Below are 23,576 nucleotides of genomic sequence, written 5' to 3' on the forward strand. Positions count from 1 at the left end.
TTAATTCCTCCCATTTAGAATCAATTCTAGAACTGCCATTCGAACATATACACCATTTTCCATCTGTTTAAAAATTCGTGATTTTGAGCATTCAACTAGTTCTTCATCTATTTCAACACCCCGATTGAATGGTGCTGGATGCATAATAATTGCATTTTCCTTCATCATTTTCTTTCGTTCTTTTGTTAACCCATATTGTTTATGGTAACTCTCTTTCGTAAATGACATTTTATCGTTATGTCGTTCGTGCTGAACACGAAGCAGCATAATTACGTCACTGGCTAATATTTCTTCATCCCATTCGTGGACAGCTTCGAATTCCCCAGCCCATTCCTTCGGACAAAGAAATGTGACATTTGCTCCTAATTTAGTGAGGGCATCTGCATTGGATCTTGCCACTCGACTATGGGCGATATCACCAGCTATTACGATGTTCAATCCTTCGAACCCACCAAATTCTTCCCGTATTGTGTACAAATCTAGAAGTGACTGCGTTGGATGTTGACCGGAACCATCTCCACCGTTAATGATGGAAACTTTTGTCTTTCCAATAAGTTCTTTATAATACCCGACATCGGGATGGCGAATGACAAGCGCATCAATACCGATTGCTTCTAATGTCTTTACCGTGTCATAAAGTGTTTCTCCTTTAACTGAGCTGGAAAATCCCGCTTCAAACGGCACAACATCTATTCCAAGTTTTCGCTCGGCGACTTCAAAACTTACTTTTGTTCGAGTGCTTGGTTCGAAAAACAAATTGCTCACTGTATATTTTCTGGGCAATTCACGTGCTCCGTATACTTGAAAGTTTTGAGCACGGTCTAAGAGTTCAATAATGTCTACTTCTGTTAGATCTTTCATTGACACTAAGTCATTCATGCGAATCCCCCTTTTTATGGCTATGTAAGTCGGAAGTAACCACCCTTGTACAACGACACTTAGTTGATTGGAGTGGAGAGCGGCGACTCCAGCGGGAATCGCGCGTCCAGGTGAGACCCCGCAGGAAGAGCCGTTACGTAGAACGGCTTTTGCGACCGAAAAGCGATAGCGTTTGGGAGCATTCTTAGTGGATGTATAATTTCTGCAAAGTACGCAAAAATTATACAAACCGAACCCTTCGCTGTTCGGCTGGCTTACGGACCGCCCGCGGAAAGCGTCAGGGAAAGATCGAACTGTAACTTTCCGCACTGTCCGCTCGGAACGAAAATCAACGATTTGATGAAGTGCACCGTATAACTGGTATATCAATCCTTATTCTGTGTCATCCGTGAGTTTCTCTTTTGATTTGCCTGGTAGTACTAAGTTAAGTAAGACACCCATAATTGCGGCAAGTGCCATTCCTTCTATTTCAAATGTGTCGCTAAACTTAATCGTTGCGCCGCCAATTCCGATTACTAAGATAATCGATGCGATGACAAGATTTCGTTGGTTACCAAAGTCAATTTTATGATCTACCAACATCCGTAAACCTGATGAAGCGATGATTCCGAACAACAGTATTGATATTCCACCTAGCACCGAAGTTGGAATCGTTGCGATCAGCGCCATCACTTTACCTAGGAAGGAAAAGAGTATAGCGAAGACTGCAGCGCCAAGAATGACATAAACACTATAGACACGCGTTAGCGCGAGTACGCCGATATTTTCTCCGTACGTTGTTTTCGGTGGTCCACCGATTAATCCACTTAAGAGGGTACCAAGCCCGTCACCTAGTAATGAACGGTTCAAACCTGGATTTTTTATGTAATCTCTGTCGACGATTCGGCCAAGTACAAGCTGGTGACCGATATGTTCTGATATTGTAACGATGGAAATTGGCACCATAATGAACAAGAGTGTTGGTGTAATTACAAAATCATAATCAATTCCTGGAATTAGCATTTCCGGAAACACAAACCACTTCGCTTCCAAAACTGCGGTGAAATCCAAGATCCCGACGAATGCCGAGTATATGTATCCAACAATAATTCCAATAAGGATCGGCATGAGACTAATGATCCCTTTGAAAAACATAATACAGATGACAGCCGCCGCTAATGTCACGAGAGCCGCTGAAAAATGGAGTAAGTTGTATACCGGCTCACCGTCTACTTGAATTGTACTAGCCATTTGAACAGCAGTTGGTGATAGTGCTAGTCCGATGACTATGATTACTGGCGCAACAACAATCGGAGGCAGTATGTTCATAATCCATTTATAACCCGTCTTCCAAATGAGGAGTGAAACAATCCCGTAAACAAGTGCGACGAACATACTTCCTATCATCGCACTTCCAACTCCGCCACTGGCTGTTGCTACTTGTATCGGAATAATAAAAGCGAATGATGAGCCTAGATATGCAGGAACTTGGAAGCGTGTAACGATTATGAATACAATAGTTGCAATACCACTTGTTAAAAGGGCAATCGCAGGGCTTAATCCAACAAGCTGTGGTACTAAAATCGTTGCACCGAACATGGCAAACATATGTTGCAAGCTCAGTGTCAGCCATTTTCCTGGTGTCGGTTTTTCATTTACATCTAACACTTTTTCATTCATTTATTTTTCCTCCAAGACTTTTTCTTTATTTTGAATGTATCGTTACACTGTCCTCGTCGTCGCTTTCTAGCACACTCACAACAACACGCTCATCATTAGATGTTGGGATATTTTTCCCTACAAAGTCTGGTCGAATTGGTAATTCCCTGTGACCACGGTCTACCAGTACTGCTAGCTGTATTTGTGCGGGCCTACCTAGATCCATGACGGCATCCATCGCCGCTCGAACCGTGCGACCTGTATATAAAACATCATCAACCAGTATAACTTTTTGATCTTTCACATCGTATGCAATATCAACTTGGTGGACAAGCGGTTCATTGTCCTCGTGCTTTGCTAATAGGTCATCACGGTACAATGTAATATCCAACTCTCCCGCACGAACTTTCTTACCTTCAAATTGTTCGATTTTTTTAGCAATCCGAACTGCTAGATAGGCACCTCGTGTTTTTATACCAACGAGGATACATTCATCGATTCCTTTATTCCGTTCAATAATTTCATGCGCAATTCTCGTCAATGCTCGTTCAATTGCTTGTTCATCGAGTATATTTGCTTTTTCCGTCAATTGAATTTCCTCCTAAGTTTAGATAAAGTACTTCACTTTCACTTTTTTTCTATCGCATTCAGCCTTTCCGGCAAAAAAATACCCTCCGACCATTTAAGGTGGGAGGGTATTTTTGCAGAAAATTGTACAGCAAAATGCGCATAGTAATGCCGCTGTACTTTCCGTGCAACCTTCCCAGCCTCTCTGGACTGATTTTAAAGGTATCGCTATTTAATTCCTTTTGTGTAGTATACAATTTACTCTTCTAGTTTGTCAATGTTATTTCTGACTTTATCTACTAAAGCCTTAAAATCAGCAGGTGGTTCTTTTGTGAACTCCATATATTCCAATGTTTCCGGATGTTTGAAACCAAGCGTACCCGCGTGAAGAACTTGTCCGCCAAACTCAATTGTTTCCTTCAAACCATATTTCGGATCGCCAACGAGTGGATTTCCGATATATTTCAGATGTACACGAATTTGGTGCGTGCGCCCTGTTTCGAGCGTACATTCTACTAGCGTAAAGTCTCCAAAGCGTTCAATTACTCTGAAATGAGTAATTGCGTTCTTCCCTTTATCCGTTACAGTCATACTTTGTCTATCCCGTTGATCGCGACCAATAGGTGCATCTATCGTCCCTTTATCATGTGCAATATGGCCATGGACAAGCGCTGTATATACTCTTTTGACTGTTTTTTCAACGAGTTGATTAACAAGCGAAATATGCGCCTTGTCATTTTTGGCAACCATTAAAAGACCAGAAGTATCTTTATCCGTGCGGTGAACGATTCCCGGGCGAAGTATACCATTTATGCCAGATAGGTCTGTACAGTGATGCATGAGGCCGTTAACGAGTGTGCCACTCGCGTGTGCTTTTGCTGGATGTACAACCATTCCACGACGCTTGTTAACAACGAGAACGTCTGAGTCTTCATAAACAATATCCAAATCAAGATCCTCAGCCTTGATATCCAATTCTTCTAATTCCGGTTCTTCCAACGTTAATAGATCACCAATTTTCACACGATAATTTGGCTTCACTTTTCTTTCGTTTACAAGGATATCGCCTTCTTTAATCCATAATTGAATTTGAGTTCGCGACAAATCAGGTCGACTGGTAGTCAAAACCTTGTCAATCCGGCTTCCTTCATCTTCTTCTAACACTTTAATACGTAATATCTCCATTTATGACACCTTTTCCTTATTCTTTTTTTCATCCATAATAATATGAATAATGAGTGTTACTACACCTATCGATAATGCGGCATCTGCAATATTAAATATCGGAAAATCATAATTGATAACGGGGATGAGTACAGAAATAAAATCGACTACTTCGCCGCTCACTAACCGATCTATGAAATTTCCAATCGCTCCACCGAGAAGGAGCATTAAACTAATACCGAACAGTCTATGTCCTTGTGCTTCTTTATGAAAGTAATAAATAATTCCAGTAGCCACGACTACTGTAACGATATAAAATAACCACATTTGACCTTCCAACATACCCCACGCTGCTCCTCTGTTTCGATGTGAGAGAAACGATATATAGGGCTCTATAATTATAATCTCTTCACCTAGTTGCATGTTTTTTACAACAAACCACTTTGTTGCTTGATCGAGAAGAATGACGACTATAGCTATTGCATAATAAATAAACAAATCCACAACTCCCGTCCAACAGATTCAACTATTATTTTACCACAATAAAAGAGACAGTAGCAGCAATCTCATAAAAAGATCGCCACTACTGTCTGCTTTAAAACGTTATTTTAATTACGAATAATGTTTTTTAACAACTTCGGCGCAGCGGACACAGATTTCAGGATGAGATTCATCCTTACCAACTGACTCAGATATTGTCCAGCAACGGTCACATTTCTCCCCGGCTGCTTTTTCAACTAGAACGCCAACTGCGTCAAGCTTGAGTGCTGATTCTGGCATCGTTGATAATTGACCAGCTTCAAATTTCGATACGATAAAGAATTGAGCATAATCAATGTCATCCAACTTAAATACATCGTTAAACTCTTCTGGAACGTATACAGTAATTTTCGCTTCCAGTGACTTACCAATACCTTTGTCACTTCGAGCAACTTCGAGTGCTTTCAATACATCGTTACGGATAAGCATAAGTGTATCGAAACGCTTGCGTAGATCTTCTGTTTCAACGCCAAAGTCTTGTGCTTCTGGCATATCAGTTAGCTGCGCACTTTCCTCTTCGACATGTTCAAGATGCGACCACATCTCGTCCGTCGTATGCGGTAAGATTGGTGTCAACAGCTTAACCAATGACAGTAATGAATCATACATAACCGTCTGCATCGAGCGACGATGTGAATGATTTTCGCTTTCGATATACACAACGTCTTTCGCAATATCCAGGTAAAACGAACTTAACACACCAGTACAGAAATTATTTACCGCATGATAAACGCCTGCAAACTCATAATCTTCATACGCTTTACGTACTTCCTTAATCAAATCCTGAAGTTTTACGTAGACATATTGATCAACAGGGCGTAGGTCAGCAAACGCAACACTGTCTGTTTTCGGGTCAAAGTCCGATGTATTACCGTGAATGAAGCGGAATGTATTTCTAACTTTACGGTAGACTTCTGAAACCTGCTTAAAGTTCGAGTCCGAGACACGAACATCCGCAGTATAATCTACTGAAGATACCCATAGACGTAGAATTTCTGCGCCAAATTGGCTCATTACTTTAGCAGGAACAATTACGTTTCCAACTGATTTACTCATTTTACGTCCATTGCCATCAAGCGCAAATCCATGACTAAGTATTCCTTTATATGGTGCATGGCCATTAATTGCAACACTTGTTGTTAATGAAGAGTTAAACCATCCACGATACTGATCCGAACCTTCAAGATACAAATCTGCTGGATAGACAAGGTCGTCACGTTCAACAAGTACTCCTTGATGGGATGAACCTGAGTCAAACCAAACATCCATAATATCCGTTTCTTTCGTGAATAGTCCATTCGGGCTATCTACATGTGTAAAGCCTTCTGGCAATAGATCTTTTGCTTCACGCTCGAACCAAATATTCGATCCATGTTCACGGAATAAAGCAGATACATGTGCAATTGTCTCTTCCGTAATAATTGGCTCATCTTTTTCAGAATAAAATACCGGAATCGGAACGCCCCACACGCGCTGACGCGAAATACACCAGTCTCCGCGATCACGAACCATATTGTAAAGACGCGTTTCACCCCATGCAGGCGTGAAATTTGTTTCTTTGATAGCGCCAAGTAATTCATCACGGAATGTGTGAATAGAAGCAAACCACTGTGCTGTTGCACGGTAAATAACTGGCTTCTTTGTTCTCCAGTCATGCGGATACGAGTGAGTGACAAATGATAGCTTTTGTAGTGCGCCGACTTTATCAAGCGCTTCTGATACTGCTTTATTTGCATCGTCGTAGAAGAGTCCTTCAAATCCAGGTGCCTCGTCTGTCATAAAACCTTTATCGTCAACTGGGCTAAGTGCATCGATTCCGTATTCTTTAGAAATATAGAAGTCGTCTTCCCCGTGCCCTGGTGCTGTGTGGACACAACCAGTTCCTGCATCAATTGTTACGTGTCCGCCAAGCATAACAAGTGAGTCACGCTCATACAAGGGATGTTTTGCGACAACACGGTCAAGTTCTGCGCCTTTTAATTCCTTTTCGATTGAATAGTTTTCCCAGCTAAGTTCTTCAGCAACGAATGCCAATAGGTCTTGTGCAATCAGGAATTTATCTTCTCCAACTTTTACAACTACGTAATTGAAGTCAGGGTGAACTGTAATTCCTAGATTTGCAGGAATTGTCCAAGGCGTTGTCGTCCAAATTAAGAAGTTCACGTCTGCTTCTAAAACACCTAGTCCATCTTTCACAGGGAAACTAACATATATTGACGGGGAGCGCTTATCTTGGTATTCAATTTCCGCTTCTGCAAGTGCGGACTCACTTGAAGGTGACCAATATACCGGACGTAGTCCTTTATAGATATAGCCTTTTCTCGCCATTTCCCCGAATACTTGAATTTGACGCGCTTCGTAATCAGAAGTCAAAGTAATATATGGATTTTCCCAGTCTCCGCGCACACCAATCCGTTTAAATTGTGAACGTTGGTTATTAATTTGATTATACGCATATTCTTCACACATCTTCCGGAATTCAGCTATGGAATAATCTTGACGCTTCACTCCAGTGTTAACCAGTGCTTGTTCAATTGGAAGACCATGTGTATCCCATCCCGGAACGTATGGCGCATGATAACCAGTCATCGATTTATGACGAACAATCATATCTTTCAATACTTTGTTAAGCGCGTGCCCCATATGGAGATCGCCGTTCGCATAGGGAGGACCGTCATGTAAGATGAAGTTCGGACGCCCTTTTGTTCTTTCTTGTACTTTTGCGTAAATGTCCATCTCTTCCCACTTCGCTTGCATTTCTGGTTCTTTATTCGGTAAATTTCCTCGCATTGGGAACTTTGTTTTCGGCATTAGTAATGTATCTTTATAATCCATCAATAAATCCTCCTTTAAAATATGCAGCACCTTAAGGTGCACATTCACATCTTACAAATTTTGGATGTTTAGACAATAAAAATTCCCCGTCCCAAAAAAGGGACGAGGAATTTCGCTCGCGATACCACCCTACTTGCAGCCAATAATAATCAACTGCCACTCAGTCACCATAACGGAGGTGTGTCCGGGAATGTTTGCGATTTTCTGCAATCCAGCTCCAGAGTGATTTTCGTTTTCAATTTGTTAACTGGGCTCTCACCGTCCCCAGTTCGCTTTACACAAATTTGAAAAGTACTCTCTCCTTCAACGCCTTTATTAATAATACTTAAATTTTCATTGTTGATAGATGCTCACAATTATAATCTTGATTTTAAAATGAGTCAAACTTTATGTTTAGTAGAGGATTCATACTTATTAAAAAAGCGATGAACCGGCAATTGAAGTGAAAATTTAATCACCTAACCTGCATTCAATTGCCTTGGGATGTCGTTCTTAATAGATTAGCCTATATATTATCTTTCAACTGCTTCATGAATTTTTTCTGCGTCTACTTCGTATTCAAGTAGGTCATCCCAGTCATTCGATGTTACCAAATCAAGTTGAGCTTCAATCAGCATCTTAAAGCGATTACGGAATACTTTTGATTGTTTTTTCAAGTCTTCTATTTCTACTGAGATTCTCTGTGCGCGTGAAAGTGCTTCATTGACGATACGGTCCGCATTTTTCTCCGCTTCTTTAATAATCAATTTCGATTCCTTCATAGAATTTCGGCGAACATCTTCTGCCGCTTCTTGCGCTGTGAGAATTGATTTTTGAAGTGTTTCTTCGATTGTATTAAAATGACTCACTTGTTGTGTTGATTGCTTCAAGTTACTTTCCAATGACTTCTTCTCTTCAAGTAAGTTTTCAAAGTCTTTGAGTACTTGCTCTAAAAATTCATTTACCTCATCCTCATCATAACCACGAAATGAGCGGCCAAATTCCTTATTATGTATATCAAGCGGTGATAATGCCATATGTCGTATCCTCCTATTTCTTAGTAAATTCTATTATACAGATAAATGCGGCAAATGACAGCCATTTTCTGTTTCTTCCACAATGGAAATGACTCAGTTATTCAAGTTTTCCAGTGAGTAGTCGAATATTATCTTTCCGAGTTCTGCCCTCAATTGCGATTACTTTAAAGCGGCCCGATCCTCGAATTGACAGTAGATCAGATTCATATAGCTCCATAGCCGGATTGTTTTGAGTTGTCCAATTCACCCTAACTTTATCTCCGTGAATGAGACTGGCTGCTTTCTGTCTAGAAACCGATATCAAACCAGCAACGACTGTGTCAAGACGCATTGAACTAACTATTTCCAATGATTCTAACCAAATATCATGTGTAACAATAAGTTCTTCCAGATCTTCTACTATATTAACAGATACTTTTGCTTTTCCAATAGATGTAAAGTTCGCTGTCATATAATCCTTTAATTCGGTTGCAACCGCAAACTGTACTTCGTCTCCATCGAGGTGGATATCACCAAACTTTGAGCGATCGATACCAATTGACATCAGTGAACCAAGAACATCTTTATGTTCAAGCGTGATAAATTTCGTAGCGTAATGAATCTTAAATACAGTTACTTCAAAATCTTCACGTTCAGGAACATAGTAATTCGGATAAAGGAGTACCCTCATTCGCTCACTATTAGGAAAAGCCCCATAAGATTCAACTAATACATCTAAATCACCTATTAAGGATTCCAGAATAAACCGTTCTCTCGGATCAAGAAAATCAGTCAATTTGGGGGCATAACTATTCTCCACTTCACGTAACCAACCTAATGCCATTTCAATGAAGGGCTGTTCATCTCTTCTAAAATGTTGCATTATAGATTCCATTTCCAACTTCTCCTTAAATAGGCTAAAAAGAACCTTGGCGATCACCACAGATGAGCGGCAGTTACGCTAATAAGATTTTCCTTTAACTTATATGTTCTTAGACGTAATATACAAAAATCCTCACATAAGTGAGGATTGTATGATAATAAATAATTGTTGAACACCTTTGCTTATTAAATTTAAAGCATATATGGCAACGATTGGAGAAATATCAATCATTCCAAGTGGCGGTATGAACTTTCTAAATACTGCCAAATAAGGTTCTACTATTTTTTCTAAAAAACGGCCAAATGCATTCTCCCGCATCGACGGTACCCAAGACATTAGTATGAAAATGATTAATAATATTTGATAAATCGATATTCCCCGAGCAATTAGTGCGTATAATCCACCTATAAGTTCTACCATGCGTGTTCGTACACCTCATTCAAATTCTATTGTTCAAAGTAATCTGAGATAGCCCCAGCAACTTCTACGTTTTCGGGAACACATAGGAAGATATCAGTTCCAATTCGCTGAATGTCTCCACCAATTGCGTAAACCGTGCCACTCAGAAAATCTACTATCCGTATTCCTTGATCTCGATCAATCCGCTGCAAATTGACGACAACGGCTCTTTTGTTTTTTAAATGCTCGGAGATATCTTGTGCTTCAGCATACACACGCGGTTCAACGAGAATAACCTTCGAAGACTTTTTAGCGCTTTGTAAACTCACCACACGAGCAGATTGTTGCTCGTCAACCTTGGTGTTTTTTCTAGGTGGAGCAGTTCTTCGGGCCTGTTCGTAAGCGGGCCTTTGTTGCTCCTGCTGCTTCTCTGGTTGTTGTTTTGATTGTTTTCGGGGTTCTTCCTCTTCTTCTTCATCAAGATAGAACCAGTTTTGAAATTTATTTTTAATACTCATCGATTTCCCTCACCTTCTGCTCCGACTAGTGCAGTACCGATTCGTACAAATGTTGCACCTTCTTCGATTGCGATAGTGTAATCATTCGACATCCCCATTGATAATTCGTTACACGGCGCGTGGGTAAATTCTTTTTCTACAATTGAATCGCGCAATTCCCTCATCTGACGGAATATCGATCGAATTAATAGCTCGTCATCGATATGTGGTGCCATTGTCATTAATCCTACTACGCGAACTTTATCGTAAGCAGATAACTCGGCGATGAATGATTCCAATTCTTCAGGTGGAACCCCAGACTTAGAATCTTCTCCTGACACGTTCACTTGCACAAAACAATTGACTGGCTCAGACGCTCGTTTCTGTATTTCTTTTGCTATACTCATTCTGCTGAGTGAATGCAAAAAGCCAATGCCTCCAACCATATCTCGTACACTTCTACTTTGAACGTTTCCGATGTAATGCCATACAATATTTTTATCATTCAACTCTTGTTGTTTTTGTATTAAACCATCGGGACGGTTCTCACCAAGATCAATAATTCCAGCATTGAATACATCTTCCGTCCTTGTAGATGAAACAGACTTTGTTACCGCAACGACAGTAATTTCTGATCGATCTCTACCTGCCGTATTACATGCATTTTGAATGTTTTCTTCAATTTTTTGTATACGTTGTTCAAGATTGTCCATTCTAATCACTACTTTTCATATATCTTTCCTTTCATTGTACCAAGGGAAGTCACACTTATCAATGAAAAATCATTCTTTCGTCTTTTTCTTCCCGACAAGCACGATATCTTTGCCAATAATTGAAATGTCTTGCAGGCGAATTTTCGTCAAATCATTTTGTTTAGAGTCAAAAAAGAAACCTCTTTCTCCGGCATTAACATGAAGTAGTTCAACCTTGCCATTTGCAACATCAATCGTTGCGTCCTGAACATATCCAAGAAATGTCCCTTTTGTACTGTCGATTACTTCCTTTTTTTGAATTTCGGAAAACCTCATTAGTTCACACCTCCCGTATATAAACATATGCTCAGACAATGAAAAAAACGCAATGCAATAGTTGCACAGCGTTTTTTCACCTTAATTTACTTATAGTCCTTCAAGTTCTTGCTCCATTCCATCTCGAATAACTCGAATTGCACTTTTTTCTAGCCTTGATATTTGGGCTTGCGAAATGCCAAGTTCTTTGGCAATCTCAGTTTGTGTTTGCCCTAGGTAAAAGCGCTTCGACAAAATATTTTTTTGCCTCTCGTCCATATTTGACACGGTTTCCTTTACAGAGACATATGTCAGCCAACCATCCTCTGTAATACTTTTATCCTGCAGCTGATCCATTAGAAATACCGGGTCACCATCTCCACCGTTCATAGGTTCATGAAGCGACATTGGATCTTGAATTGCATCAAGCGCATACAGAATATCATCCGTAGGAATTCCAGTCGCTTCTGACAAATCCGATAACCGTGGATCTCGTTGATTTTCATTGATAAACTGTTCTCTTGCACGCATCGCTTGGTACGCGATATCACGTAATGATCTTGATACACGAATCGCATGATGATCGCGGAGATGCCTTTTGATTTCGCCAATAATCATTGGAACAGCATATGTTGAAAATCGGACATTATGCTTCAAGTCGAAGTTGTCAATTGATTTCAATAGACCAATGCACCCTACTTGAAATAAATCATCCGCCTGTTCTCCCCGATAAATGAATCGTTGAACTAGACTCAGAACTAAACGTAAATTACCGATTACAAGCTCTTCCCTAGCGGAATCATCTCCGCTTTGGAACCTAACAAAAGTTGCTCTCATTACTTCATTTGTCAATAATGGCAATTCAGATGTATCGATTCCACATATTTCAACTCTTGTACGTACCATTGGCTCTTCCTCCACATTCTGTAGATGACTGTAAAAATAGTCTGTCCGCAGAGCTGTGAAATATGCAGAATACAACTGTCCCAATTTCAACCATTATGCAATTGGATGATTTAATCTTTCACGCAATTCCGTAATGATTTTCTTTTCTAGTCGTGATATATATGATTGCGAAATACCTAACATTTCAGCAACTTCTTTTTGGGTCATTTCTACTTTTCCAGTTAATCCAAACCGGCAAGCCATAATATAACGCTCTCTGTCATCAAGCGTTCGAATTGCTTCAATCATATGCTGACGTTCAATTTTACGCTCAACGTTATCAATAATTATAGTTGCTTCCGTTCCTAAAATATCCGACAATAATAGCTCATTGCCATCAGCATCAGAGTTTAAAGGTTCATCAAAAGAGATTTCAGATTTCGTTCGATTTGTTTTTCGAAGATGCATTAAAATTTCGTTTTCGATACAGCGCGATGCGTACGTTGCAAGTTTAATGTTTTTTTCTGGCTTGAATGTTTCAATTGCTTTTATTAGACCAATTGCACCTATGCTTATCAGGTCTTCAATATGTGTGTTTGTATTATCAAAACGACGCGCAATGTAAACGACTAATCGTAAGTTTTTCTCGATTAGCGTGTCTCTTGCAACCATATCTCCCTCCATGAATGCTGCAATCGTAACCGCTTCTTCCTCCCTGGTGAGTGGCTTTGGAAGTGACCCATGCCCCCCAATATAATACGTACCATTTTTCCGCTTAAAAAATGAAACAATGATTGACATCCACTTTCTTGCTTCATGCAGCATGAACAGTTCCCCTCTCCTCATTTATTGTTTCCATTGCAGAAACATGTAATATTGCCCCAGCTCCAGCTGGATATCGACGATCTTCCTTAGTAATCACAATATAGCCTTGTTCGAGCGCATTCCCTCCTTCAATTTTCCATTCTTCAAACTTAATGCCGACTGCCCACGATTGACCTTGTACGGTGTGCAGTCTCACAAGACGTATTCCTTTTAAATGAGCTTGCGGAAAATTCGTTAGCGATGCTGAACCCAACGGATCCCATAATAAAAGTGATTCTTTTAAATCTGACGGGATATAGTTTTCCAGAACGCCAAATGAAACGAAATGAACGGGTGCCCCAGACAAAGGCTCTGTACAACTATTCCCGGAATCCACGAAAACGGAAATCTGGATTTCTTCCCCCCAAATACTTAACGTTGATTCTGCGGCTAACTCTGACATCCGATGTGCCGTCCGTACATTTAACCACTTCTTTTTCATATAGTAGAGGGCTATATAGGCTACAGCTACATAAATGAGGATGTAGATTTTGCTGCTAGGCATTGGGATCCTATATTGAAATGCGGTCAGTAATCCACCTGCAACTACTGCACCGATAAGTACCATCACTGCGGAATTCTTCCACTGATCAAATCCTCTTCCAAATGCCAAAACTGTCATTCCTATAAAAGAGATTACAATGGCTATGATTGATGTCGGAAAGAAAGTGACTGGAACTGCTCCTACGAAAGCTGCAAATATAAGACGGCCATAAGTTGAGTTTCCATTTACTACTTTATTAGCAAATGAAAGTATGACGTAATTGAACAACATATTGAGTCCGATAATAAGCTCCCCATACATAGACCGCCCTCCCTAGATTTAACGATAGCACGCACGGGATGCAATATTTGTCGCTTTGGGGATTCATTTTCAAAAAATATTCGACATAGGTTTTAACATTTTGTACTTGGAAAAAGTATCCTAACTAAATCAATTTCAAATTAGAGGATCTAGACTTAAAAACCGAATAATCCTGATTTGCGTTCCAGGCGGACAGTGCGGATAGTTACAGTTCAATCTTTCCCTGACGCTTTTCGTGGGGCGTGAGGCCACTGAATAAGTCCAGTTTTCATTAATTCCGTTGATTTCCGTTCCGAGCGGACGCTTTCCGCGGGCGAGCGCCAAGCCGCATCGTTGCTGTGCTCCTGCTGGGTCTTGGCTGTCTCGCTAATTCCGCTGGAGTCGCCGCTCTGCACTTCAATCAACTAGTTTTCATTGCATAAAGGAGGTTTTTCAGTGGCCTTACGTTTCATTCCACAGGAGACGCCGCCTTCCACTCCAATCAACGAATGCGTAAATCTTATCTAATATAAATGTAGAGATAACATCAAAATAGACATGGCGTTCGTCTTAATAATCCAATTAAGTAATTGTGAAATTGACTCAACTCAATATGAAAGTCTCGTAACGAATATACTTTCCTAGCTTTTGACCACTTGAAAGGAGGGGGATTTGATTTATATACCACGATTTTCCTAGGTCCAAGGGCATGATTCGATGATAAACCTGCCGTGAGCGCTGATATCGTCCACTAGTACGCCGATAACTCCTATCTAATCGCTGATATTTAAGTAAAATCGACGATTCTGATCGAGGATAGTGCTTAATGGTTCTTCTCTATATTTAGATTCTCTGCGTTACCAAATAAAAAAAGCCTTCCCCTAAGTAATCACACTTAGAGAAAGGCTTTTCTGCTATACGATCATTTTTTATTTACGACGTTGTCTGTTGCGTAAAAATGTTGGTATGTCGAGTCCGTCGTCTGACTGTGGACTTTGTTGTTGACGAGTTGGTTCCGATTCGGGTTCCGGTTGTTGGAACTGTTCTCGTTCGTCTCTACGCTGTTCACGTGGACGTTCTATCGTTTGCTCACGCGTTTGTGTCGCACGACCTGCATTAGATGCTCCGAAGCCCGAGCCTCTTGATGGGCGTGCAGCAATTAATTGTTCTTCAGTAAAGCCAGTAGCAATTACTGTAACGATAATTTCATCTTTCAAATTATCATTAATGACAGAACCAAAAATCATATTGACATCTTCGTCTGAAGCAGATGCAACAATATCCGCTGCCTCTTGAACTTCAAATAGACTCAGATTTGATCCACCTGTAATATTCATAAGAACGCCTTTTGCACCGTCAATTGACGTTTCAAGCAACGGGCTCGAGATCGCTTTCTTTGCTGCTTCGGATGCACGATTTTCTCCTGTAGAAACACCGATTCCCATCAATGCTGAACCTTTATTCGACATGATTGTCTTCACGTCAGCAAAGTCTAGGTTGATCAATCCAGGAACTGCGATTAGATCTGATATACCTTGTACACCTTGACGTAGTACATTATCCGCTTCACGGAACGCTTCAAGCATTGGCGTATTTTTGTCTACAATTTCAAGTAGTTTATCGTTTGGTATAACAATGAGAGTATCAACAGATTCCTTCATTGCTGTAATTCCACCAATTGCTTGTGACTGGCGTTTACGTCCTTCAAATGTGAACGGTCTTGTTACAACACCTACCGTAAGTGCACCAAGATCCTTTGCAACTTGCGCAATAACTGGTGCAGCACCAGTACCCGTTCCACCACCCATTCCCGCAGTGACAAATACCATATCTGCCCCACGTAATGCCTCTTCAATTTGTTCCTTGCTTTCATCTGCTGCTTTTTTTCCGACTTCCGGATTAGCCCCAGCACCAAGACCTCGTGTTAATTTTGTTCCTATTTGTAATTTCACTTCAGCAGTCGAAAGATTAAGTGCTTGAGCATCCGTATTTACTGCAATGAACTCTACACCGTCCACACCGTGTTCAATCATGCGATTTACCGCGTTATTTCCTCCGCCTCCAACTCCAATTACTTTAATGAGTGCAAGTTGGTCAACGTTTGTATCAAATTCTAGCATATTCTCTCCTCCTTAATATTACTAACTCAAATTGTCTCTAGTAGACTACCGTTTATTCGAAAAAGTTATTTAGTACCTTTTTTGCCTTATTGAAAAGACTAGGCTTGTTTTCTTGTCTTTTATCTACTTGCCTAGTATTGCTTGCAGGGGCAAGAGAAGCTGTGTCAGCGTGTGTAGCCGTTGGTCCATCAGTTCTTGCACCAAAGAAGGCTTCTTGCTGATTTGCATATTGGATAAGTCCAACCGCAGTTGAGTACATTGGCTCTCTTACACCGATATATTCTGGTGTATGTACACGAACTCTCGATTTTAAAACATGTCTAGCTAATTGAAGTACGCCATCCATTTTTGTAATTCCGCCGGTTAATACGACTCCGCCGGGCAAATCACGCACACCCATCCGATATAATTCTTCTAGGACTAGCTCGAAAAGTTCCTCCAACCTGCCCCCAATTATTTCTGATATGTATCTTTGGCTGTATTGATCTTTTGATTCGGCACCTATAACCGGTACTTCGAACAACTCATCGTCAGAAGCATCATCATAAAATGCATGTCCATACTGGTGTTTAATTTTTCTTGCTTGTTCAGTAGGTGTTTTTAATATAATTGATAAATCTTTAGTAACATGGTCTCCGCCAACTGGCAAGACACTTGTTGCCATAAATAGATCGTCTCCAAAAATCGAAATTGTCGTGGAACCTCCACCTATATCGATGAATGCAGTCCCGTGATTCTTTTCGTCCTCAGACAAAGCGAATGTTCCCGTTGCAAGTGGCTGTAAATAGATTTCACGTATCGACAAACCGGCGCGTTCAACACATCTTAAGATATTGTGTACAAGCGTTTTTGATGTCGTGATCAGTGTCCCGTCCATTTCTAAACGAACACCAATCATACCACGCGGATCTTTTATTTCCCCATAATCATCTACAATAAATTGCTTAGGTATAATGTTAACAATTTCACGTTCTGGTGGAACGGACATAACTTGTGCTGACGACATAACTCTATCAAGATCCTCATCCGTGATTTCTCGGTTTTCGGAACTGACTGCAACAACACCTTTTACATCTTGTAACAAGACCCCGTTTGCAGGTATGCCCAAAATAACTTCATGAATTTGCATTCCCGTCATTCGTTCAGCCTGATCCACGGCTTTTTTAATTGACTCGACTGTTGCATCGATATCAATGATTGTACCCTTTCGAATTCCCGCCGACTGGACGTTCCCTACCCCAATAACATGTAGTGTATTATCCACGTCAACTTCACCAATCAATACTTTAACTGATGTTGATCCTATATCCAATGAAACGTATAATTCTGACTGGCTCAATGACTGGCACCTCCAAATTCACTTGTTATACTCCATTCTATTGCATTATAACAGTATTGTCTAAAAAGTTTTAACATCTACGCACATTTCCTTTCATTCAACACTTTTTGTATCAGATTTTTTTCGCCATTCATCCCATTTGACTAGAGATATTCTTCGAATAACCGCAATGTTTTGGAACAGTCGAACACCGAAAGCAAAGACGGCTGCGAGATATAAATCGACTCCAAGTTGCACACCCAAAAATGCAAGACCTGCAGCTAGCGCAATGTTAAAGAAGAAGCCTGTAACAAAGATTTTATCGTCATATACTTGCTGCAGATGTGCCCTTATTCCTCCTAAAAGCGTGTCAAATGCTGCGAGAACCGCTATAGATAGGTAATTCCCATAGGCATCTGGTATTTGTATGTCGGTTAAGAGACCTAGTGCAACGCCGAGTATCAGTCCAAGTAAAGGCAGCCACATTGTCATTCTCCTTTCGGCGATTCTTTCAAATACAGGTTATTAAATCGCTCTTTCCAACCACGGATTTTAACATTTCGTTCGGGTTTTCCAACATCCAATATTAAATCGTCGAGATAAAAGTCATCGTTAATTTCCGATGCGTGTATCGTGTTAAATAATTTTTCACTATCGGCAAAACTTTGTGCAACAATTTTTATTTTAAATGGCGGGGTTGAAATATTTATCCCGTTCACTGTTGTAATTCCGTTGATGTCCCTAATTGAACTTAGCTTAGTATACCGCTTCCCATCAATCTCTAAGGAATGTCCTTTAAAACGATTGAGTTCGTTGACGAAACGGGTCAGTAGATTTGGAGATATTCCCGATATAGGTATTCCATACGCAACACTTTCTGGGGATGGTCGTACTTCAATCACAAGTCCAGGCCCTACTATATCGGTCATTCCTGCTTTTTCATAAAGCTTGTCCACTGTTTCTGAGAGCACCTTACCTGTATTTACTTCTTTTGAAGACTCGTATTTATCAATTGTTTTATCAAGTTCGCGCACTTCAGATAATAAATCAGAATGGAGTTTTTTCTCAGCTGTAAGTTCGTTTCTTATGGCCCAAATGTCTCTTGTATCACGCTCTTTCGGCTTTTGCATCGTGTTATATTGAACAGCCGTCATAAATCCGATTATGAGCAATACGATTGAGAACTTATACCGATTCTTCATTTGGGAACTCCCCCTATCCACTAACTTAATCGCCTAAGGCAGCTAACTTAAGATTTTTTGATTTTTCTGTTGTAACAACAATATTATCAAGGACAAGACCGTCAATCACACCGCCTCTTAAATTTAAAGCGGCATCAAGCACGTCCGATTCGCCAATCGCCTCGATAACAAAAGGCTCGGGAAATGTCATGCCATCCACGGTAATTACAGGACCTGTACATTTAATAAACGAGCTCGCTGTAATACGTTGCCCATTGATCGAAATCCCTTGTGCTCCAGAGATCCTTAATTCATTAATAACCTTAAAGATATGGCTCTCATGAACAATATAATCATTTGGATTGTGTTCAATCGGATCATATTCAGCATCACTAAGCGTCACGATTATGCCTTGACCGATTGCTGGTATTTCACCAAGCAGCAAGCGAAGATCCTTTGCTTCTTCAACTAAGTCAACATGAGCCTTCTCATTAGTAGAAAATGAAGTTTCATATGACCGTATACCTTCCTGCTTGACGCCGATTTCTTCAGAAAGTTCCTTATTTCTTTCCTTTTGTTCAATTAAGTCTTCTCGGTATCTTTCTTCTTGGATAAATGAATCCGATGTAACTCTTTCTATATCCTTATTTCCACCCAGCGTCTTGTAAGAAAATGCCAGCATGAAACCGAGGACAAGGAATACAACCGAAAAAAGAATATGCCTTCCTTTTTTCTTGTATTCTTCACTCACTTTCTTCAACAACTTCCTCTACCTCCTCCTCTGAACCATATACTTTACTAAATGGAGTGTAAAAAGTCCCGACTTCCATATCTATTACACCTTTTTCATAATCGTGTAATTGTGCCGTAATCTCAAGATAATAAGCCATTTGATCTGAAAAGGTGGACATAATTGCACGTACCTCATAACCATCATCCATATAAACCGTTAAATCAGCTGCGTTTTCTGAATCGCCTACCAATACAATTTCTGATACGAGGTGGTAAACATTTTTATCTAGGTCCTGAAGTTGGGATACAATTTTATTCAGGCTATCTTCGCTATCGAAATCGATTAATACCGGAGCTTTTTCTTCCGGCATAACTTCGTCTCCTGAAAAGACATGGCCGTTTTCAAGGACTATATTATAATTCCCCTTGTCTTCAATATACGCGATTGTTTCCCATTCTGTAATATTGATTGCGACGCCTCGAAACCACTTACGTGCAATCGATACATCCTTTACGGTATCAATATCTTTCAACTTTGTTTCAGCAGCTTGAGTAGAAAACCCCCAAATTGGCTTGTCCTTAAATAATTCAATTTCCTCTTTGTAGAACTCTTGTCCATGAAGATTTGCTCCGTTTACAGTCACTACTTTTATTTTGCTGAAGGATGATTGAAAATATAGGATCGCGAGGAGCGCGATGACGAAGACCGATAATACTAAAATAAATTTACGATTTGTCGTTCTTCGTCTTTTTTCACGCAACGACGGAATTCGTTCCTCAATATCAATTACTTTCTTCATTATCACTCCCCCCAATCTCCTACGTTTTTTCATTCATAAAGTGCATTACAATTCCCGCCGCAATCCAAGTAGTCATTAGAGACGAACCACCGTAACTAATAAAGGGTAAAGTTACACCAGTGACAGGCAATAATCCAGACACGACCCCTACATTCAAAAATGTCTGAAACAGAATCATCGTGGCCATTCCAGTAACAATCAGGAATGCGAAACGATCATTTGTGCGAATTGCTATTCCAAATGCCGAAAGCAGTAATACTACAAATAAAAGAAGGATAATCGTAGCCCCAATAAATCCTGATTCTTCCGCTATTATTGAGAAAATAAAATCGTTTTGAGGTTCGGGCAAATATAAAAACTTTTGCCGACTATTTCCATAGCCATGACCAAATAATCCTCCGGGTGCAATGGCGAACAATGACTGTATCGCCTGGAAACCCGTACCAAGTGGATCATTCCATGGGTCGATGTACGATTTTATGCGGTCCATACGATAAGATGCTGCTGCTATCAAGGCGATAAAAGAGACGACACCGGCTATCCCGATAACTGCAAAGAAACGCAGTGAATAACCGGCTACAAATAACAGAATAAATGCCGAGACGATTAGAATTACGGTTGATCCAAGATCCGGTTGTAACATAATCAAACCCGCTGGAAGTAGGATAATTCCTATATCTTTTAGGTTGAATATGCTGTTACTACTCTGTTTTCTCCGTAAATTGCTTGCTAACTTTGCAATAACGGCAATCTTGGCGAATTCAGCCGGCTGTATACTAAGCGGTCCAAAGATAATCCAACTTTGTGAACCGTTACGAAATGCCCCTATCCCAGGAATTTTAACCGCAATTAAAGCAAGCACCGCGAGCCAATAGATGACCGTCCATGTTTTTTGCTTCGAAGTCAGTGGGCTTTTCATAATAATAAATGCTATTACGACGGATACCATCATATAAATTCCTTGCTTCACAATAAAAGGGGATGAATCCGCATAGCGAACGATTCCCCAATAAGAGCCTGCAGAATGGACAAAAGCCAGACCGATACACGATAGGGCTAATGCCGATACAACAAATCCTATTTTCAAGTTCTTTTCCAGTGAACGCATCCTTCCACAATCGATTTCTTACGATTTGAGGGACAAGACAGCCTTAATAAATTCATCACCACGTATTTCAAAACTAGCATACTGATCCCAACTTGCACTTGCCGGGGACAGTAGAATAATATCCTTTTCTTCCGACAGAGAATGTGCTAACTGAACAGCATTTTCCATCGTAGTGGCATAAACGATTTCTTCCACGCCGCATGAAGTAGCAAACTCCGAAAGTCTTTCTTTTGTTTCTCCTATCGTCACCACGGCTTTCACATTACCCATAAACGGCCTCAGCTCTTCAAATGAATGTCCTCTGTCCAAACCACCTGCTATAAGTATCGTCGGTGCGTCAAACGCAGCCAGGGCACTTTTAGTCGCCAATGTATTTGTCGCTTTTGAATCGTTGTAATATTTTCGCCCTCGCAACTCTTTTACGTATTGCATGCGATGTCTTACACCAGTAAAGGAACTTAGCACATTTTCAATTGCTTCTTTATCACAGCCCGATAGTATCGCGGCTGCCGTTGCGGACAATATATTCTCTAGATTATGCAGTCCCGGCAATTTAATAAAGGAACGCTTTATAAATGGAACCCCATTCCAGTATATATAAGTCTCATCAACTGATATTCCTATCTCTTTCATGCCAAGGACAGAGAAAGGAATTAGAATTGCTTTCGATTCCATTGCAATCTTTTTAATTTCATCTTGGTCTGCATTGTAAATAAGGAAATCATCTTCTCTTTGCTGGCTAGTTATTGCCGCTTTTGCTGCTGCGTATGCAGCTGACGTTCCATGATAATCAAGGTGGGCGTCGTATATATTCGTTATAATCGCAATGTTCGGTCGGAACTTCTCAATGCCCATTAGTTGGAACGAAGAAGCTTCTAGCACGATAATCTCGTCCGCTTTAGCCTTTTCTGCAACTTCACATGACACCGTTCCAATATTACCTGCAATAAGTGGCTTTTTATGACCTATACTTAGCATGTGGAACAGAATCGTTGTTGTGGTTGTTTTTCCATTTGATCCTGTGATACCGATAATTGGTGCTTCACTTATTCTGTAGGCAAGTTCAATTTCCGTCCACACCGGGATTCCCTTTTCAATAGCTTCAACAATTATTGGATTGCTATAAGGTATTCCAGGATTCTTTATAACTAAGCTAAAATCCTCTTCCAATAGATCAGGCGGATGTCCTCCGCATATGACGTGAATATTTTCAGAACGAAGCGCAGCAGCTTCTTCGTTACCTTCCTCAGGCGATGAATCGTTTACTGTGACAACCGCGCCCAGTGAGTGAAGTAGTTTCGCCGCAGCGTAGCCGCTTTTAGCAAGGCCAAGGACCAGTATTTTTTTATGTTTAAATTGCTCAGTGTTTTTCATTTACAATACCTCCATCAATACAGGTATAACTGCCGCTAGTAATGCAATGCCCCAGAAAACAATAACAATTTTCCATTCAGACCAACCAGACAATTCAAAATGATGATGAATCGGGCTCATTTTAAACACCCGTTTACCCGTCGTTTTAAAACTGATAACTTGAATGATAACTGATAACGTTTCTACAACAAAAATGAATCCAATCACTAGTAAAAGAACTTCCTGTTTTATTAGCACTGATATCATTGCTAATGCCCCACCCAATGCTAGAGAACCAGTGTCTCCCATAAACACTTTGGCAGGCTTAACATTGAACAATAGGAAGCCGAGCATAGCACCTGTTACGACAAACGAAAACAATGCGATGTCTTGCTGCCCGAAACTAAGAGCCATTACACCGAAAGCAGCAAAGGCAATTGAAGAAGTCCCTGCAACGAGCCCATCAAGTCCATCTGTAATATTGACTGCGTTTGAGAATCCTACCAGCCAAAACACTAGAAATGCAACATAGAATACGCCTAGTTCAAATTCAATGTTTGTAAAAGGCAAACTGACCATTGTTTCGAAAGGTCCCATTTTAAGTAGGAAAAATGCAACGACTGCTACAACAATCTGCGCGATTAATTTCTGAAGCGATGTTAGTCCAAGGTTTCTTTTTAGAACGACGATAATGAAATCATCCACGAATCCAATTGCGCCAAAGCCCACAAGGATTATTAGTAATACAATTGTTTGCGTAGTCATGACATCATATATGTACGAAAGTGATAATGTTGTGAGGATAATTGACGTGATGAAAATAAGCCCACCCATCGTAGGCGTACCAGCTTTTTCCTGATGGGCCTCTGGGCCTTCTTCTCTTATACTTTGACCGAACTTCATTCTTTTGAGCGCCGGTATAATAATTAATCCTGAAATTAACGAAATTGTAAACGCAACGGCAATAGCCGTCAATATAGTAGCGGGTGTCATAAAATTTTCTCCTTCTATCCTCTGTTACAGCGGT

23 protein-coding genes, 1 pseudogene and 1 other annotated feature are annotated in these 23,576 nt (G+C 40.4%); all 24 genes and pseudogenes read right to left on the minus strand.

Translation table 11 applies throughout. The features are described 5' to 3' along the window. On the minus strand, positions 1-879 hold the full coding sequence (locus tag KSU66_RS01140) for an aspartate carbamoyltransferase catalytic subunit (RefSeq protein WP_269049568.1): 879 nt from the start codon (positions 877-879) through the stop codon (positions 1-3). A 372-nt stretch (positions 880-1,251) separates the two neighbouring features. Beyond that, positions 1,252-2,538 (minus strand): solute carrier family 23 protein, encoded by a 1,287-nt coding sequence (locus KSU66_RS01145; RefSeq protein ID WP_269049569.1) that lies wholly within the window; start codon positions 2,536-2,538, stop codon positions 1,252-1,254. 25 nt (positions 2,539-2,563) lie between these two features. Beyond that, positions 2,564-3,106, minus strand: coding sequence for a bifunctional pyr operon transcriptional regulator/uracil phosphoribosyltransferase PyrR (gene pyrR, locus KSU66_RS01150; RefSeq protein WP_269049570.1), 543 nt, complete (start codon positions 3,104-3,106; stop codon positions 2,564-2,566). 236 nt (positions 3,107-3,342) lie between these two features. Then, on the minus strand, positions 3,343-4,269 hold the full coding sequence (locus KSU66_RS01155) for an RluA family pseudouridine synthase (protein ID WP_269049571.1): 927 nt from the start codon (positions 4,267-4,269) through the stop codon (positions 3,343-3,345). Further along, complete coding sequence (lspA, locus tag KSU66_RS01160) at positions 4,270-4,746, minus strand: signal peptidase II (protein WP_269049572.1); 477 nt, start codon at positions 4,744-4,746, stop codon at positions 4,270-4,272. It abuts the gene before it with no gap. A gap of 114 nt (positions 4,747-4,860) precedes the next feature. Continuing rightward, positions 4,861-7,623, minus strand: a complete 2,763-nt coding sequence (gene ileS, locus KSU66_RS01165) for an isoleucine--tRNA ligase (RefSeq protein ID WP_269049573.1) — start codon at positions 7,621-7,623, stop codon at positions 4,861-4,863. 95 nt (positions 7,624-7,718) lie between these two features. Next, positions 7,719-7,939, minus strand: a binding site (T-box leader). A gap of 196 nt (positions 7,940-8,135) precedes the next feature. Continuing rightward, complete coding sequence (locus KSU66_RS01170) at positions 8,136-8,639, minus strand: DivIVA domain-containing protein (RefSeq protein ID WP_269049574.1); 504 nt, start codon at positions 8,637-8,639, stop codon at positions 8,136-8,138. 97 nt (positions 8,640-8,736) lie between these two features. After that, positions 8,737-9,513: a YlmH family RNA-binding protein gene (locus KSU66_RS01175; RefSeq protein ID WP_269049575.1), complete on the minus strand. Its 777-nt coding sequence runs from the start codon at positions 9,511-9,513 to the stop codon at positions 8,737-8,739. Positions 9,514-9,633: 120 nt separating this feature from the next. Beyond that, entirely contained in the window at positions 9,634-9,921 is a 288-nt protein-coding gene (locus KSU66_RS01180) for a YggT family protein (protein WP_269049576.1), read from the minus strand. 26 nt (positions 9,922-9,947) lie between these two features. Then, positions 9,948-10,235: pseudogene (locus KSU66_RS21385) on the minus strand (cell division protein SepF); the annotation flags it as partial. Between the two features lie 179 nt (positions 10,236-10,414). After that, a complete protein-coding gene (locus tag KSU66_RS01190; protein ID WP_269049578.1) occupies positions 10,415-11,110 on the minus strand; it encodes a YggS family pyridoxal phosphate-dependent enzyme in 696 nt (231 codons plus the stop codon). A 69-nt stretch (positions 11,111-11,179) separates the two neighbouring features. Next, positions 11,180-11,425, minus strand: a complete 246-nt coding sequence (locus KSU66_RS01195) for a PRC-barrel domain-containing protein (protein ID WP_269049579.1) — start codon at positions 11,423-11,425, stop codon at positions 11,180-11,182. 90 nt (positions 11,426-11,515) lie between these two features. Then, positions 11,516-12,310, minus strand: coding sequence for an RNA polymerase sporulation sigma factor SigG (gene sigG / locus KSU66_RS01200; protein WP_269049580.1), 795 nt, complete (start codon positions 12,308-12,310; stop codon positions 11,516-11,518). Positions 12,311-12,403: 93 nt separating this feature from the next. Further along, entirely contained in the window at positions 12,404-13,114 is a 711-nt protein-coding gene (gene sigE / locus KSU66_RS01205; protein WP_443028918.1) for an RNA polymerase sporulation sigma factor SigE, read from the minus strand. After that, positions 13,104-13,958, minus strand: coding sequence for a sigma-E processing peptidase SpoIIGA (locus KSU66_RS01210; RefSeq protein ID WP_269049581.1), 855 nt, complete (start codon positions 13,956-13,958; stop codon positions 13,104-13,106). The genes sigE and KSU66_RS01210 overlap by 11 nt, the downstream gene beginning before the upstream one ends. 908 nt (positions 13,959-14,866) lie before the next feature. Continuing rightward, on the minus strand, positions 14,867-16,057 hold the full coding sequence (ftsZ, locus tag KSU66_RS01215; protein WP_269049582.1) for a cell division protein FtsZ: 1,191 nt from the start codon (positions 16,055-16,057) through the stop codon (positions 14,867-14,869). Between the two features lie 52 nt (positions 16,058-16,109). After that, the gene (gene ftsA / locus KSU66_RS01220) at positions 16,110-17,396 is read right to left on the minus strand and encodes a cell division protein FtsA (RefSeq protein WP_269049583.1); all 1,287 of its coding nucleotides are present in this window, start codon (positions 17,394-17,396) and stop codon (positions 16,110-16,112) included. A gap of 93 nt (positions 17,397-17,489) precedes the next feature. Further along, positions 17,490-17,861, minus strand: a complete 372-nt coding sequence (locus KSU66_RS01225; protein WP_269049760.1) for a small basic family protein — start codon at positions 17,859-17,861, stop codon at positions 17,490-17,492. A 2-nt stretch (positions 17,862-17,863) separates the two neighbouring features. Beyond that, positions 17,864-18,577 carry a DUF881 domain-containing protein gene (locus tag KSU66_RS01230; protein WP_269049584.1) on the minus strand — a complete coding sequence of 238 codons (714 nt, stop codon included), beginning with the start codon at positions 18,575-18,577 and terminating at the stop codon, positions 17,864-17,866. A gap of 25 nt (positions 18,578-18,602) precedes the next feature. Continuing rightward, positions 18,603-19,319 carry a DUF881 domain-containing protein gene (locus KSU66_RS01235; RefSeq protein WP_269049585.1) on the minus strand — a complete coding sequence of 239 codons (717 nt, stop codon included), beginning with the start codon at positions 19,317-19,319 and terminating at the stop codon, positions 18,603-18,605. Beyond that, positions 19,300-20,088, minus strand: a complete 789-nt coding sequence (locus KSU66_RS01240) for a cell division protein FtsQ/DivIB (protein WP_269049586.1) — start codon at positions 20,086-20,088, stop codon at positions 19,300-19,302. The genes KSU66_RS01235 and KSU66_RS01240 overlap by 20 nt, the downstream gene beginning before the upstream one ends. Before the next feature lie 19 nt (positions 20,089-20,107). After that, positions 20,108-21,175 carry a putative lipid II flippase FtsW gene (gene ftsW, locus KSU66_RS01245; protein WP_329958752.1) on the minus strand — a complete coding sequence of 356 codons (1,068 nt, stop codon included), beginning with the start codon at positions 21,173-21,175 and terminating at the stop codon, positions 20,108-20,110. Positions 21,176-21,214: 39 nt separating this feature from the next. Beyond that, positions 21,215-22,570 carry a UDP-N-acetylmuramoyl-L-alanine--D-glutamate ligase gene (murD, locus tag KSU66_RS01250; protein ID WP_269049588.1) on the minus strand — a complete coding sequence of 452 codons (1,356 nt, stop codon included), beginning with the start codon at positions 22,568-22,570 and terminating at the stop codon, positions 21,215-21,217. Further along, positions 22,571-23,542 carry a phospho-N-acetylmuramoyl-pentapeptide-transferase gene (gene mraY / locus KSU66_RS01255; RefSeq protein ID WP_269049589.1) on the minus strand — a complete coding sequence of 324 codons (972 nt, stop codon included), beginning with the start codon at positions 23,540-23,542 and terminating at the stop codon, positions 22,571-22,573. Positions 23,543-23,576: the final 34 nt, after the last annotated feature.

The sequence above is a fragment of the Sporosarcina sp. G11-34 genome, assembly GCF_026931025.1.

Bases quoted from the DNA above. Each gene is read 5' to 3' on its own strand.
- KSU66_RS01140 (WP_269049568.1), bottom strand. From the start codon at position 879: ATGAATGACTTAGTGTCAATGAAAGATCTAACAGAAGTAGACATTATT.
- KSU66_RS01145 (WP_269049569.1), bottom strand. From the start codon at position 2,538: ATGAATGAAAAAGTGTTAGATGTAAATGAAAAACCGACACCAGGAAAA.
- KSU66_RS01155 (WP_269049571.1), bottom strand. From the start codon at position 4,269: ATGGAGATATTACGTATTAAAGTGTTAGAAGAAGATGAAGGAAGCCGG.
- ileS (WP_269049573.1), bottom strand. From the start codon at position 7,623: ATGGATTATAAAGATACATTACTAATGCCGAAAACAAAGTTCCCAATG.
- KSU66_RS01170 (WP_269049574.1), bottom strand. From the start codon at position 8,639: ATGGCATTATCACCGCTTGATATACATAATAAGGAATTTGGCCGCTCA.
- KSU66_RS01175 (WP_269049575.1), bottom strand. From the start codon at position 9,513: ATGGAATCTATAATGCAACATTTTAGAAGAGATGAACAGCCCTTCATT.
- KSU66_RS01180 (WP_269049576.1), bottom strand. From the start codon at position 9,921: ATGGTAGAACTTATAGGTGGATTATACGCACTAATTGCTCGGGGAATA.
- KSU66_RS01190 (WP_269049578.1), bottom strand. From the start codon at position 11,110: ATGGACAATCTTGAACAACGTATACAAAAAATTGAAGAAAACATTCAA.
- KSU66_RS01195 (WP_269049579.1), bottom strand. From the start codon at position 11,425: ATGAGGTTTTCCGAAATTCAAAAAAAGGAAGTAATCGACAGTACAAAA.
- sigG (WP_269049580.1), bottom strand. From the start codon at position 12,310: ATGGTACGTACAAGAGTTGAAATATGTGGAATCGATACATCTGAATTG.
- sigE (WP_443028918.1), bottom strand. From the start codon at position 13,114: ATGCTGCATGAAGCAAGAAAGTGGATGTCAATCATTGTTTCATTTTTT.
- KSU66_RS01210 (WP_269049581.1), bottom strand. From the start codon at position 13,958: ATGTATGGGGAGCTTATTATCGGACTCAATATGTTGTTCAATTACGTC.
- ftsZ (WP_269049582.1), bottom strand. From the start codon at position 16,057: ATGCTAGAATTTGATACAAACGTTGACCAACTTGCACTCATTAAAGTA.
- KSU66_RS01225 (WP_269049760.1), bottom strand. From the start codon at position 17,861: ATGTGGCTGCCTTTACTTGGACTGATACTCGGCGTTGCACTAGGTCTC.
- KSU66_RS01230 (WP_269049584.1), bottom strand. From the start codon at position 18,577: ATGAAGAATCGGTATAAGTTCTCAATCGTATTGCTCATAATCGGATTT.
- KSU66_RS01240 (WP_269049586.1), bottom strand. From the start codon at position 20,088: ATGAAGAAAGTAATTGATATTGAGGAACGAATTCCGTCGTTGCGTGAA.
- murD (WP_269049588.1), bottom strand. From the start codon at position 22,570: ATGAAAAACACTGAGCAATTTAAACATAAAAAAATACTGGTCCTTGGC.
- mraY (WP_269049589.1), bottom strand. From the start codon at position 23,542: ATGACACCCGCTACTATATTGACGGCTATTGCCGTTGCGTTTACAATT.